The sequence below is a fragment of the Sphingomonas endolithica genome, from assembly GCF_025231525.1.
Classification (GTDB): domain Bacteria; phylum Pseudomonadota; class Alphaproteobacteria; order Sphingomonadales; family Sphingomonadaceae; genus Sphingomonas; species Sphingomonas endolithica.
In genome coordinates this window covers 3,812,390-3,825,185 of sequence record NZ_CP103057.1, presented here as the reverse complement: position 1 = coordinate 3,825,185, position 12,796 = coordinate 3,812,390, and the positions used below count along the sequence as shown (strand labels likewise).

The following is a 12,796-nucleotide window of genomic DNA, read 5'->3' as shown; positions in this document are numbered from 1 at the left end:
GAACGATGCGGCTGTGGCACTCCGCGCTGATCGGCCTGGCCTTGCTAGCGGGCGGCGCCGATGCACGCACTACGAACGCGCGCCCGGCCCATTGGATCGCGAGCTGGGGATCGGCGCAGATGATCGCCGATGGCGATAATGCGCTTGCACCCGATCGCGCCGGGGCCGTGACGTTGCGACAAATCGTGCGGCTTTCTGCCGGTGGCGACACGGTGCGCATCCGGCTCTCCAACGCCTTCGGCACCCGCCCGCTCGTCATCGGCGGGGCGCATGTCGCCCGCGCCGTGGCGCCGGGCACGGCGCGTATCGCCGCGGGCGCCCGCATGACCTTTGCCGGCCGTCCAACCGCGGTGATCCCGGCCGGCGCTGAACTCTATGCCGATCCGGTCGCCATGCCAATCGCGCCGGGATTAGATCTCGCGGTCAGCCTGTACCTGCCCGAAGCGGCAGTGCCGCAGACCGGTCATCCCGGCGCCCGAGCGACCGGCTTCACGCTCGCCGGCGATCACGTCGCCGATGCGGCGCTCACTGGCGCCGTGCCGACCACGCATTGGTATGCGCTGGCTGATGTCGAAGTTTCCGGTCCAGGCAGCACCGGCACGGTCGTGACGATCGGTGATTCGATCACCGACGGCTACGGCGTAACGCCCGATCGCAATACGCGCTGGCCCGACATCCTCGCCGCCCGCTTGCGCAGCAACGCCGCCACGCGCGGCATCGGATTGGTCAATACCGGCATCGGCGGCAACCGCGTGCTGCTCGACGGAGTCGGGCCAAACCTGCTCGCGCGGTTCGATCGCGACGTGATCGCGCGCAGCGGCGTGCGCTGGGCGATCGTGCTGGAGGGCATCAACGATCTCGGCGTGCTCACCCGCGACGCACCCGCCACGCCCGCGCAGCACGCGGCGATCGTCGCGCAGGTCACCGCCGGCTACCGCCAGATCGTCGCCCGCGCGCATGCGCACGGCATCAAGGTGATCGGCGGCACGGTGATGCCGTTCGTCGGCAACGATTATTACCATGCCGGCCCCGCTTCGGAAGCCGATCGCCAGGCGATCAACCGCTTCATCCGCAGCTCCGGCGCGTTCGATGCTGTGATCGATTTCGACGCGGTGATGCGCGATCCCGTCCGCCCCGATCGCCTCGCACCCGCTCTGGATTCGGGCGACCACCTCCACCCCTCGGAGGCGGGCTATCGCGTGATGGGCGCCGCCGTACCGCTCGACCTGTTCAAGTCACGCACCACCGCACCGATGCTGGGCGCCGTCGCCCGCCAGCCGGTCGGCCCGGCCACCGATCAGCGGCCCGCCATTGCCTTCACCTTCGACGACATACCCGCACACGGCCCGTTACTTCCCGGCGAGACGCGCAAGGACGTGATCGGCCGCATCGCTACCGCGCTCGCCGCAGCAAAGGCACCGGCGTTCGGCTTCCTCAATGCCGGCTTCGGGCTGGACGATCCGGCCGATGCGGCGCAGGCGACTGCCGCGTGGCGCGCCGCCGGGCTGCCGCTTGGCAACCACAGCTATACGCACGGCAATCTCGACCAGATCGGCGCTGCCACCTTCGCCGCGGACGTCGCGCGCAACGAGGCCCCCCTTGCTGCCGCAGCCAAGGGCACGGACTGGCACTGGTTCCGCTGTCCGTTCCTGTCAGAAGGCGGCACGCCTGCCGTCCGCGATGCCGCACGCGCCGACTTGAAGGCGCGCGGCTACCGCGCGGCGGCCGTGACAATGAGCTTCGGCGACTTCGCCTGGAACGCGCCGTACACCGCCTGCGTCGCCAAGCGCGACGCGGCGGCGATCGCGCGGCTGGAGGCAGGCTTCCTCGCCGATGCCCGTGCCGCCGCCTTGGCCTCGCGCGCCCGCGCCAAGGCGCAGGTCGGCCGAGACATACCCTACGTGCTGTTGATGCATGTCGGCGCGTTCGATGCGCACATGCTGCCGCGCCTGCTCGACCTCTACCGCGAGATGGGCTTTCGCTTCATCACGCTGGCGGAGGCCGAGGCCGATCCCTATTATGCCGCGGCAGTCGATCTGTCGTTGCCCGGCACGACGCCGTCGTTGGCCGGGCCGCCTGCCACCCCCGCGCTTGCCGGCCCGCCCGCCGGCCTGTGCAGCTGACCGGAGTTTCCCATGACCTTCGCTTTCGATCCTGCCGACGCGCTCGGTCCCGATTGGCGCACCGGGCGCTGGCTTGGCCGTATCGACCGTGGTGACGGGCCGACCCCGATCCTCGTCGCGGACGGCATCGCGCACGACATGGCGATGGTCGCGCCCACCGTGGCCGAACTCGTCGCCCTGCGCGCGTTCGATCCGGGCGCCGGCGAACCCCTCGGCGATCTCGCCACGCTCGGCCTGTCGCCGGGCGGCTCGCCGCGCCTGCTCAGCCCGATCGACTTTCAATGCGTGAAGGCAGCGGGTGTCACCTTTGCCACCTCGGCGCTGGAACGCGTGATCGAGGAACGCGCGCGCGGCGATGCCAGCGCCGCTGCCGCGGTGCGTGGCCGGCTGGAGGATCGCATCGGCGGCGGGCTGGCCCGCGTCGCGCCGGGTACGCCCGAAGCCGCCGAACTCAAGACCGTGCTGATCGAGGAAGGCCTGTGGTCGCAATATCTGGAGGTCGCGATCGGCCCCGATGCGGAGATCTTCACCAAGGGGCCGCCGCTGTCGACGGTCGGCTGGGGTGCCGAGATCGGCGTGCGTTCGGATTCCACCTGGAACAACCCGGAGCCCGAAATCGTGCTGCTCGTCGCCGCGGACGGCACTGTGGTCGGCGCGACGATCGGCAACGACGTCAACCTGCGCGATTTCGAGGGCCGCTCCGCGCTGCTGCTGGGCAAGGCCAAGGACAATAATGCGTCCTGCGCGCTGGGCGCGTTCGTCCGCCTGTTCGACGATGCGTTCACGATCGACGATGTCCGCCGCGCGCAGGTGACGCTGCGCATCGAAGGCACCGACGGCTATGTGCTGGACGGGGTCAGCTCGATGGACCAGATCAGCCGCGATCCGCTCGAACTCGTCCGCCAGGCGCTGAGCGAGCATCAATATCCCGATGGCTTCGTGCTGTTCCTCGGCACCCTGTTCGCGCCGACCAAGGACCGCGACGAACCCGGCCGCGGCTTCACGCACAAGATCGGCGACACCGTCTCGATCGCCACGCCGGGGCTCGGACGGCTGATCAATGTCGTCACCACCTCCAAGGCCGCTCCGCCATGGGCATTCGGCGCCACCGCGCTGATGCGCAATCTCGCCGGCCGCGGCCTGCTCTCCGCCTGATCTAGCTAGGAAATCCACGTGTCCCACAATGCCGATACCCACCGCAGCGCACATTACCCTTCGCTCCGCGACAAGCGCGTCATCATCACCGGCGGCGGCTCCGGCATCGGCGCCGGGCTGGTCGAGGCGTTCGTGGCACAGGGCGCGCGGGTCGCTTTCGTCGACGTGGCGGAGGCGGACAGCCAGGCGCTCGTCGCCCGCCTCACCCCGCACGCCGCGCACGCACCGATCTTCCACCACCTCGACCTGACCGATCTGGCCGCGCTGGACGTCACCTTCGCGCGGCTGATGGACCAGCTGGACGGTATCGACGTGCTGATCAACAATGCGGCCAACGATGATCGCCACAGCATCGAGGACGTGACGCCGGCCTATTGGGACCAGCGCATGAACGTCAATCTGCGCCACCTGTTCTTCGCCGCGCAGGCCGTGGTGCCCGCGATGAAGGCGGCCGGCCGCGGCGTGATCGTCAATTTCGGGTCGATCAGCTGGCACCTCGCGCTGAATGACCTGATCCTCTACCAGACCGCCAAGGCCGCGATCGAGGGCATGACGCGCAGCCTGGCACGCGATCTCGGCCGCGACGGCATTCGCGTCAACGCGATCATCCCCGGCAACGTCCAGACCCCGCGCCAGGAAAAATGGTACACGCCCGAAGGCGAGGCCGAGATCGTCGCCGCACAATGCCTGGACGGCCGCATCCAGCCCTCCGACATCGCCGCGATGGCGCTGTTCCTCGCCTCCGACGATGCCCGCATGTGCACCGGCCACAATTACTGGGTCGATGCCGGCTGGCGCTAGAGCCCGGTCAGCTTACCGCCCGTCGTGCTGAGTAGAGACCGAGTAGGCCGAAGGCCGTACCGAGGGCTCGTATCGAAGCACCGTCCAGCGCGCTGGCGCTTGTCCTGAGCGCCTGGAGCTTGATGACGGCGGATTGATCCATCCGCTCCGATGTGAAGCCATCCTGATCTAAGCGGTCATCACTCGTGGAAATGAAAAGGGGCACCGCAACAATGTTGCGGCGCCCCTTTTCGTGCGACCAGACCGGGATCGATCAGCCCGCCATGTCCTCCAATTCGCGCCCGCGCGTCTCGTTGACCATCGCCTTCACGAAGAAGAACGAGATCGCCGCAAACGTCGCATAGCCGGCATAGGTGATCGCCAGCCCCGGCGACACGGCCAGCGACGGGAAGCTGACCGAGATCGCGGCATTGGCGATCCACTGCGCAAAGCCCGATACCGCCAGCCCCGATCCGCGGATCTGGTTGGGGAACATCTCGCCCAGCATCACCCACATCACCGGGCCCCAGCTGGCGTTGAAGAAGATCACGTACAGGTTCGCCGCCACCAGTGCGATCAGCCCGCTATTGCCCGGCAGCGATACCGAGCCGTCTGCTGCGGTCACCGCGGTGGAGAAGGCATAGGCCACCGTCGCCAGCGTCACCGCCATGCCGGCGGACCCCACCAGCAGCAGCGGCTTGCGCCCGATCCGATCGACCGTCGCAATCGTGAAGATGCACGCCGCGATCGACAGCACACCCGACAGGATGTTGATCTGCAGCGCATCGTTCTCGGTAAAGCCGACCGCTTCCCACAGCACTGCGCCGTAATAGAACACCACGTTGATGCCGACGAACTGCTGGAACACGGCCAGCCCAATGCCCGCCCACAGGATCGGGCGGACCTTGCCGGTGCTCTTGTCGATCAGGTCGCTGAGCTTGGGCTTGTGATGGTCCGCCGCCAGCGAGTTGCGGATCTCGACCACCTTATGATCGGCCTCGACCCGCCCGAACAGCCGCGTTAGGACGACATGCGCCTGGTCGTCCCGGCCCTTGGCGACCAGGAAGCGCGGGCTCTCCGGAATGCCCAGTAAAGCGAGCAGATAGATCGCCGCCGGGATCGCCTGCAGCCAGAACATCCAGCGCCAGGCGGTATAGCCCAGCCAGAATTCCGCGGTCGAGCCGCCGGCATAGCGCGCAACGACGTAATTGGCGACGAACGCGCCGGTCAGCCCGGTGATGATCATCACCTGCTGCACGCTCGACAGGCGCCCGCGGATCGATGCCGGTGTGACTTCCGAGATGTACACCGGCGAGATCACGCTCGCCGCGCCGACGCCCAGGCCCCCCACGATGCGCGCGAAGATGAACACTTCGGAACCGTTAGCCGCCCCGGCCAGGATCGCGCTGAACAGGAACAGCACCGCCGCGATCATCATCACGTTGCGCCGCCCGATCGCATCGGCCAGCCGCCCCGCCCCGAACGCGCCGATCGCCGACCCGACCAGGATAGCACCGACATTAACCCCGATCCCAAACTTGCCGAGGTCGAATGCCGATTCCAGCCCCTTTTGCGTGCCGTTGATCACGCCCGAATCATATCCGAACATGAACCCGCCGATCGTCGCCGCCGCGACGATCCCGGCGATGAAGCGGTGGTTTACCGCCGCCGCTGCCGCATCGCCCCTTGCCGTATCCGTCATAATCCTCTCCCCTTGGCCGGCCGTGCCGGTCTGATGCTAATGATTGTGCCGTGGTGTCCTGGCCGAAATACCACGATATTTGACCGCGAAATCAAGCACCGCGCCATCGCCGAGCTGCCCTGTCTTCTCGCGGTACAATTCCTCCCACGGCGTATGGCTCTCCGGCACCGGCGGCGCCGGTCCCGTCCGCCGCCGCGCGATCTCGTCCTCGTCGACCAGCGCATCGCAGCGCCCGGCCCTCAGATCGATGCGGATCATGTCACCGGTTCGCAGCCACGACAATCCACCGCCGACCGCACTTTCCGGACTGGCGTTCAGGATCGACGGGCTGTCCGATGTCCCCGATTGCCGCCCGTCGCCCAGCGTCGGCAGCGCCATGATGCCGCGCTGGATCAGGTGATCGGGCGGCTGCATGTTGACGACCTCGGCCGATCCCGGCCAGCCGATCGGCCCCGCCCCGCGGATCACCAGGATGCAATGCTCGTCGATATCCAGCGCTGGATCGTTGATCCGGTGGTGATAATCGTCCGAACCGTCGAACACGATCGCACGCGCCTCGAACATGTCGGGCCCGCCCTCGCGCTGCAGATAGCGTTCGCGGAATGCCGGCGAGATCACGCTCGTCTTCATGATCGCCACGTCGAACAGATTGCCCGACAGCACCAGGAACCCGGCCTGCTCCTTCAGCGGTTGGTCGAACGCGCGGATGACCTCGCGGTCGCTCGCCATGCGGCCGGTGAGATTCTCCGCCAGCGTCCGCCCGGTCACCGTCAGGCATGCCCCATCCAGCTTCCCCGCGCCCAACAGCTCGTTCATCACCGCCGGCACGCCGCCGGCGCGGTGGAACCGTTCACCCAGGAAGCGCCCGGCCGGCTGCACGTCGACCAGCAGCGGAAGGTCGTAGCCGTGTTCCGACCAGTCCGCTGCGCTGATCTCCACCCCGGCATGCCGCGCCATGGCGTGGATGTGTGGCTGCGCGTTGGACGATCCGCCGATCGCCGTCACCACGCGGATCGCATTCAGGAAGCTGTCGCGCGTTAGGATATGCGATGGGCGCAGGTCCTCATACGCCATCTCGACGATGCGGCGCCCGGTCTCATACGCGAACTGACCGCGCTCGCGGTACGGCGCGGGGATCGCCGCGCATCCCGTCAGCGACAGGCCGAGCGCCTCGGCCACGGCGTTCATCGTCGACGCCGTGCCCATCGTGTTGCAATGCCCGGCCGATGGCGCACTGTCCGTCGCGCGGCGCAGGAATTCCTCTTCGTCGATCTCGCCTGCCGCCAGCTTGCGCCGCGAGCGCCAGATGACCGTGCCCGATCCGACCAGCTCACCCTCGTGCCAGCCGTCGAGCATCGGCCCGCCGGACAGCACGATCGCCGGGATATCGACGGTCGATGCCGCCATGATCCCCGATGGCGTGGTCTTGTCGCACCCGGTGGTCAGCACCACCGCATCGATCGGATAGCCGTACAGCGTCTCGACTAACCCGAGATAGGCCAGGTTGCGGTCGAGCGCGGCGGTCGGGCGGCGGCAATTCTCGAAGATCGGGTGCACTGGAAATTCCATCGCAATCCCGCCTGCATCGCGGATGCCGTCGCGCACCCGGCGCGCCAGATCGAGATGGATGCGGTTGCACGGTGACAGATCGCTGCCGGTCTGGGCGATGCCGATGATCGGGCGGCCCGATCGCAGCTCGTCGGCGGTCAGCCCGTAATTCATGAACCGTTCGAGGTAGAGCGCCGTCATGTCCGACCGTGCCGGATCGGCAAACCAGTCGCGCGAGCGGAAGGGACGGACCGGTACGCGAGACACGTTTCACTCTCCCTCAGGCACGTGACCGTTTAGTTCGGCGCAGCACCGCTGTTATCGCTACCACGAAATATCATGTGGTCAAGTGCGCCGCACCGCCGGCCGCCGCCGCGGCGCGGCATCGGATTGGCGGCGGATCAGCGTGAAATCGAGCAGCCGGTGCGGTTCGGCTCGCCCGCCCCCCTTCGACTGCCGGATCGTCGAGACGAGCAATTCGACCGCGGCACGCGACATGTCGGCGATCGGCTGATGAATCGTGGTGAGTTCCGGCCAGATCGCGGTCGACAGGGTCGTATCGTCGAACCCGCACACCGTGAGGTCACCGGGCACGTCCAGCCCGCGGCGATGCGCCACCGCCACCGTCGCCGCCGCCATGTCGTCGTTGGAGGCAAAGATCGCGGTCGGCGCTTCTTCCAGGTCGAGCAATTGTTCGGCCGCATCCAACCCAGATCGATAGGTGTACAGGCCATGCGTGATCAGATCGGGATCGATCTCCACCCCGACCTCCTCCAGCGCCGCGCCATAGCCTTCCAGCCGCTGCGCACTCGCCGACAGATTGGGGTTGCCGGTGATGAAGCCGATGCGGCGATGGCCAAGCGCGATGATGTGTCGCGTCATCGTCAATGCCGCCGTGCGGTCGTCGATGCGGATCGCCAGCACGTTCTTCGACGGGCAACCGCTCGCCACGGTGACGGTCGGCACGCGCGCCGCGGCCAGCAGCTCGAGCACTGCCTCTGCCTCGCACAAGGGGGGCGGCAGGACGATGCCGTCGATCCCGCCATCGATCAGATGCTTGGTCACCTCGATTTCGTGCTCGCCCAATTCGCACTTCTCGACGATGATCTGCACGTCGCTGCGCGCCGCCTGGTCGAGGCTGCCGAGCAGGAATTCGCTCAGGAAGCCGGCACTGGGATTGCTGTATAGCAGGCCGATGCGCGTCTGCCCGGCGCCGGCCAGGCTGCGGGCCGCCGGATTGGGCGCGTAATTCATCGCCGAGATCGCTGCATTCACCGCGTCGCGCGTCGCCGGCCGGACATTGCTTTCGCCGTTGATCACGCGGGAGACGGTCATCGGCGATACGCCCGCGCGCTTGGCGACATCGCCGATCGTCGGTGCCCCACCGGCGCGACGTGATGTTCTGGTGTTGGTTTGACCGGGTTCCATGCCGCACGAGTAGCGCAACCATCGCCTCCCGCAAGTGTCGGAGGTGAAATGCCCGCTCGCGTACGCAGACGGTAATTCCTGAACCGGTATGGCGCCGCCTGCCCTCGCCCCTTGCTCCGGTCGGGATCGGCCGATATGGTAGCGCTATCTGATGCCCACGACAGATCTCGCAGAAGATCGCCATTAGGATGGACCCGAAGATTATGCGCTACACCATCGCCAAGCTCCTGGCTCTGCCGCTCGCGTTGGCGGGCACGCTCGTGCTCGCGCAAACCAAGACCGCCGAACAGCGCAGCCCGGAGGGCAAGCGCTATCTCGCGCAGCCTCTGGTCAAGGACATCTTCGTCGCCGATCCATCCGCGCATGTCTTCAACGGCCGGATCTACGTCTATCCCAGCCACGATGTCGATGCCGGCATTCCCGACGACGATCTCGGCAACCAATATGCCATGCACGATTACCGCGTACTCAGTATGGCGCGCCCGGGCGGTCCGGTCACCGTGCATCCGGTGGCGATCGACGTGAAGGACATTCCCTGGGCCTCCAAGCAGACCTGGGCGCCGGACGCCGCCTACAAGAACGGCACCTATTATCTCTACATGCCGGCGCGCGACAAACAGGGCGTGTTCCGCATCGGCGTGGCCACCTCCAAGTCGCCGACCGGCCCGTTCAAGGCCGAGGCCGCACCGATCCGCGGCAGCTTCTCGATCGACCCCGCGGTGTTCACCGACACCGACGGCCAGAGCTACATGTTTTTCGGCGGCATCTGGGGTGGCCAGTTGCAGCGTTGGGCGACCGGAAAGTTCGATGCGGACGCCGGTGACACCGACCTCCGCCAGGACGACAAGCCAGCGCTATCAGGCAAGGTCGCGCGCCTGACCGCCGACATGAAGCAGTTCGCCGAGGCACCGCGCGACGTGCAGATCCTCGACGAAGCCGGCAAGCCCGTGCTCGGCGGCGACCATGACCGGCGCTTCTTCGAAGCCTCGTTCATGTTCAAGCGCGGCGGCAAATATTATTACACCTACTCGACCGGCGACACGCACTTCGTCAACTACGCGATCGGCGACAATCCGTACGGCCCGTTCCGCTACACCGGCCACATCATGGCGCCGGTGCAGGGCTGGACCACGCACCATTCGATCATCGAGTTCCAGAACCGCTGGTGGCTGTTCTACCACGACACGCAGTTGTCGAATAAGAACCACCTGCGCTCGGCCAAGATGACCGAGATGTTCTTCAATGCCGACGGTACGATCCGGCCGATCAACCCCTTCAAAGACTGATCGGCATGTTCCTGGGGATCGATATCGGCACGTCCGGCGTGAAGGCCGTCGTGCTCGACGAAGCGGGCGGCGTTGCTGGGCAAGGCGTTGCCGCACTCACCGTGCAACGGCCGCATCCTTCCTGGTCTGAACAGGATCCGGAGGCGTGGTGGCGCGCGACGATCGCCGCGGTGCAGGCGATCGATCCGGGCGTGCGCCGGGCAGTGCGCGGCATCGGCCTTGCCGGGCAGATGCACGGCGCGACCCTGCTCGACGCCGATGACCGGCCGCTCAGGCCCGCAATCCTGTGGAACGACGGCCGCAGCTTTGCCGAATGCGCCGCGCTGGAACAGGCCGTGCCCGATCTGCGCGCGATCGCCGGCAACATCGCCATGCCCGGTTTCACGGCGCCCAAATTGCTCTGGGTGCGCGCGCATGAACCGGAGATCTTCGCGCAGGTAGCGACCGTGCTGCTGCCCAAGGATTATGTCCGCCTGCGCATGACCGGCGACAAGGCCTCCGATCTGTCGGACAGCGCCGGCACGCTGTGGCTCGACGTTGGCGCGCGCCGCTGGAGCGACGTGCTGCTTGGCGCCTGCGGGCTCACGCAAGCGCAGATGCCGAAGCTTTTCGAGGGCTCCGAGATCACCGGCACCTTGAGCGCCGACATCGCGGAACTGTGGGGTATGCCCCAGGTACCCGTCGCGGCGGGTGGCGGCGACAATGCCGCAGGCGCGATCGGCGTCGGCGTGGTGCGCGATGGCGATGCCCTGCTGTCGCTCGGCACGTCGGGCGTCATCTTCGTCGCCACCGACGACTTCCGCCCCAATCCGGCGCGCGCGGTGCACGCTTTCTGCCACGCGCTGCCGGGCATGTGGCACCAGATGTCGGTCCACCTTTCGGCGGCTTCGTGCATCGACTGGGTCGCGCGGATCACCGGTGCGACAGGTGCCGCCGACCTGTTCGCCCGCGCCGAAGCCGCTGGCCCCGCAAGCGGCCCGGAACTGTTCCTCCCCTATCTCTCGGGCGAGCGCACGCCGCACAACGATGCCGACGTGCGCGGCGCCTTCCTCAATCTCGACAATGATACCGATGCCGGCCGCCTGGCCGAGGCGGTGCTCGAAGGCGTCGCCTTCGCGCTCGCCGACGGGCTCGACGTGCTGCGCGAGGCCGGCACCGTGGTCGATCGCCTGTCGGTGATCGGCGGCGGTGCGCGCTCCAGCTATTGGGGCCGCGTCATTGCCGCCGCGATGGAGGTCGAACTCGTCTATCTGCAGGGCGGCGAAGTCGGCCCCGCGCTCGGCGCCGCCCGCCTTGCACAGCTGGCGGTCGACCGCGGCGACCCCACCACCGTTTGCGTCGCCCCGCCCGTCTCGCACACCGTATCGCCCGATCCGGCGCTGATCTCGGCGCTCGCCGCCAAGAAAGCCGCCTTTCGCCAGGCCTATTCCCGCATCACCCCCAAAATCTCCCCAAGGAACGCGTAAATGTCCGATTTCTTCGCCGATATCGCCCCGATCGCCTATGAAGGCCCCGACAGCCGCAACGAGCTGGCGTATCGCTTCTACGACAAGAAGCGCGTCGTGCTCGGCAAGACGATGGAGGAGCATCTGCGCTTCGCCGCCTGCTTCTGGCACACCTTCTGCTGGCCCGGCAGCGACGTGTTCGGCGGCGGCACCTTCGATCGCCCATGGCATCGCGGCGCGAACGACAGCGCGGCGGCCGCCGAGAAGCGCGAGGTCGCGTTCGACTTCTTCCAGAAGCTCGACGTGCCCTTCTACTGCTTCCACGACGTTGACGTCATGGCCGACGCCGCCAACATCACCGAGCATCGCCGCTTCTTCGCCGAGGCGGTCGACCATCTCGAACAGCTCCAGGCCTCCTCCGGCCGCAAGCTCCTGTGGGGCACCGCCAACCTGTTCAGCCACCCGCGCTTTGCCGCCGGCGGCGCCACCAACCCCGATCCGGAAGTGTTCGCGTTCGGCGCATTGCAGGTCCGCGACGCGCTCGAAGCCACGCACCGCCTGGGCGGCGAGAATTACGTGCTGTGGGGCGGTCGCGAGGGGTACGAGACGCTGCTCAACACCGACATGAAGCGCGAGCTCGATAATTTCGGCCGCTTCCTGAGCCTCGTGGTCGAGCACAAGCACAAGATCGGCTTCACCGGCACGATCCTGATCGAACCCAAGCCGCACGAACCGACCAAGCACCAATACGATTTCGACACCGCGACCGTGTACGGCTTCCTCAAACGCTACGGCCTGGAGAACGAGGTCAAGGTCAACATCGAGGCCAACCACGCCACGTTGTCCGGCCACACGTTCGAACACGAAATCGCCACCGCCCGCGCGCTCGGCATCTTCGGCTCGATCGACGCCAATCGCGGCGATCCGCAGAATGGCTGGGACACCGATCAATTCCCCAATTCGGTCGAGGAACTGACGCTGGCGATGATCGAGATCATCCGCGCTGGCGGCTTCACCACCGGCGGCTTCAATTTCGATGCCAAGGTACGGCGCCAGAGCATGGATCCGGCCGATCTGTTCTACGGGCATGTCGGCGGCATCGATGTCGTCGCCAAGGGCCTGCTCAACGCCGCCGCGATCATCGAGGACGGTCGCCTCGATAGCATCCGCGCCGATCGCTACGCCGGCTGGGACAGCGGCTTCGGCACCGATATCGGCAGCCGCAGCCTGGCGGAAATCGCCGATCTCGCGGTCGAGCGGAACATCGATCCAAAGCCCCGTTCCGGCCAGCAGGAGCGCATCGAGAACCTCATCAACCGGTTCCTCTGA

9 protein-coding genes are annotated in these 12,796 nt (G+C 67.1%); 6 read left to right on the top strand and 3 right to left on the bottom strand.

The genetic code is table 11. The features are described 5' to 3' along the window. The first annotated feature begins 5 nt into the window (after nucleotides 1-5). The 3 genes from NV382_RS18135 to NV382_RS18125 are packed head-to-tail and all read left to right on the top strand — an operon-like array spanning nucleotide 6 to nucleotide 4,079. On the top strand, nucleotides 6-2,123 hold the full coding sequence (locus NV382_RS18135) for a GDSL-type esterase/lipase family protein (RefSeq protein ID WP_260598183.1): 2,118 nt from the start codon (nucleotides 6-8) through the stop codon (nucleotides 2,121-2,123). A 12-nt stretch (nucleotides 2,124-2,135) separates the two neighbouring features. Then, a complete protein-coding gene (locus NV382_RS18130; protein ID WP_260598181.1) occupies nucleotides 2,136-3,278 on the top strand; it encodes a fumarylacetoacetate hydrolase family protein in 1,143 nt (380 codons plus the stop codon). Between the two features lie 18 nt (nucleotides 3,279-3,296). After that, the gene (locus tag NV382_RS18125; RefSeq protein WP_260598180.1) at nucleotides 3,297-4,079 is read left to right on the top strand and encodes an SDR family NAD(P)-dependent oxidoreductase; all 783 of its coding nucleotides are present in this window, start codon (nucleotides 3,297-3,299) and stop codon (nucleotides 4,077-4,079) included. 253 nt (nucleotides 4,080-4,332) lie between these two features. Here NV382_RS18125 and NV382_RS18120 read toward each other — a convergent pair whose 3' ends face one another. From NV382_RS18120 to NV382_RS18110, 3 genes are all read right to left on the bottom strand, one after another. Further along, nucleotides 4,333-5,760, bottom strand: coding sequence for a sugar porter family MFS transporter (locus NV382_RS18120; protein ID WP_260598179.1), 1,428 nt, complete (start codon nucleotides 5,758-5,760; stop codon nucleotides 4,333-4,335). Nucleotides 5,761-5,796: 36 nt separating this feature from the next. Next, nucleotides 5,797-7,575, bottom strand: coding sequence for an IlvD/Edd family dehydratase (locus NV382_RS18115; RefSeq protein WP_418066710.1), 1,779 nt, complete (start codon nucleotides 7,573-7,575; stop codon nucleotides 5,797-5,799). 78 nt (nucleotides 7,576-7,653) lie between these two features. Further along, nucleotides 7,654-8,736: a LacI family DNA-binding transcriptional regulator gene (locus NV382_RS18110; protein WP_260598178.1), complete on the bottom strand. Its 1,083-nt coding sequence runs from the start codon at nucleotides 8,734-8,736 to the stop codon at nucleotides 7,654-7,656. A gap of 188 nt (nucleotides 8,737-8,924) precedes the next feature. Between NV382_RS18110 and NV382_RS18105 the strand changes: the two genes are divergently transcribed. From NV382_RS18105 to xylA, 3 genes are read left to right on the top strand one after another with little or no spacing between them, the layout of a single operon-like run. After that, nucleotides 8,925-10,022 carry a glycoside hydrolase family 43 protein gene (locus tag NV382_RS18105; RefSeq protein WP_260598177.1) on the top strand — a complete coding sequence of 366 codons (1,098 nt, stop codon included), beginning with the start codon at nucleotides 8,925-8,927 and terminating at the stop codon, nucleotides 10,020-10,022. A gap of 5 nt (nucleotides 10,023-10,027) precedes the next feature. Further along, nucleotides 10,028-11,488 carry a xylulokinase gene (gene xylB / locus NV382_RS18100; RefSeq protein ID WP_260598176.1) on the top strand — a complete coding sequence of 487 codons (1,461 nt, stop codon included), beginning with the start codon at nucleotides 10,028-10,030 and terminating at the stop codon, nucleotides 11,486-11,488. Next, a complete protein-coding gene (xylA, locus tag NV382_RS18095; RefSeq protein ID WP_260598175.1) occupies nucleotides 11,489-12,796 on the top strand; it encodes a xylose isomerase in 1,308 nt (435 codons plus the stop codon).

Excerpts from the sequence above, each read along its gene's own strand:
- NV382_RS18135 (WP_260598183.1), top strand. The coding sequence starts at position 6 with ATGCGGCTGTGGCACTCCGCGCTGATCGGCCTGGCCTTGCTAGCGGGC.
- NV382_RS18130 (WP_260598181.1), top strand. The coding sequence starts at position 2,136 with ATGACCTTCGCTTTCGATCCTGCCGACGCGCTCGGTCCCGATTGGCGC.
- NV382_RS18120 (WP_260598179.1), bottom strand. The coding sequence starts at position 5,760 with ATGACGGATACGGCAAGGGGCGATGCGGCAGCGGCGGCGGTAAACCAC.
- NV382_RS18110 (WP_260598178.1), bottom strand. The coding sequence starts at position 8,736 with ATGGAACCCGGTCAAACCAACACCAGAACATCACGTCGCGCCGGTGGG.
- NV382_RS18105 (WP_260598177.1), top strand. The coding sequence starts at position 8,925 with ATGGACCCGAAGATTATGCGCTACACCATCGCCAAGCTCCTGGCTCTG.
- xylB (WP_260598176.1), top strand. The coding sequence starts at position 10,028 with ATGTTCCTGGGGATCGATATCGGCACGTCCGGCGTGAAGGCCGTCGTG.
- xylA (WP_260598175.1), top strand. The coding sequence starts at position 11,489 with ATGTCCGATTTCTTCGCCGATATCGCCCCGATCGCCTATGAAGGCCCC.